The sequence below is a fragment of the Grimontia marina genome (assembly GCF_900060185.1).
GTDB lineage: Bacteria > Pseudomonadota > Gammaproteobacteria > Enterobacterales > Vibrionaceae > Enterovibrio > Enterovibrio marinus.
Genome location: NZ_FIZY01000233.1, coordinates 1 through 643, shown reverse-complemented (window position 1 = coordinate 643; position 643 = coordinate 1). Strand labels below are relative to the sequence as shown.

Here is a 643-nt window from a genome sequence, read left to right as displayed (position 1 = left end):
CTGCTTTAGAGCTCTCAGCATATTCAGCAGCTTTAACAAACCAACCTGCAACATAATCAAGCGTACCGCTTCTTTTTGTGTATCTACCGCATACAGCTTTCAAGTCTTCCTTTTCTTGTTTTGTTTGATTCTTAGTTCCTTTATATGGCGGATTTCCACATATATATGTTTCACCACCCTCATTTTCAAAATCGACTTCAGCTTGATCTAAAGGGGACTCAAATAGATCATCACCAACAACCTTTACTGATGTGCCTGTAGGTGGACAAATTGAACGCCAATCAATCCTTAGAGCATTACCACTAGTAATCCAATTCTCTGCATCCAAAGGCAAAAACTCAGCCAGCGCTAGTTTTTGGCCTCGATACTTCAGGTCACATTGATATTCCGCAATAATCAAAGCCAGTCGTGCAATTTCAGCAGGAAAATCTCTTAGTTCAATTCCACGAAAATTTGTTAATGGGATACTCGACTGGTCATTAACTTCTCCCCTCCTGTCATTTATCTCAGCTTCAATTTCGCGCATCTGTTTATATGCACTAACCAGAAAATTACCCGAGCCACCAGCTGTGCCAAACACACTAATATTTGATATACGCTTTCTCAGGTTCAATAACTTTATAGGACTATCCACAACTTCTTT

The 643-nt window shown here is 39.8% G+C and carries 1 protein-coding gene; it reads right to left on the bottom strand.

Annotated elements, in window-relative coordinates:
* A partial coding sequence (locus GMA8713_RS27925; protein ID WP_339385760.1) for a DNA methyltransferase occupies positions 1-643 on the bottom strand: 643 nt, incomplete at both ends.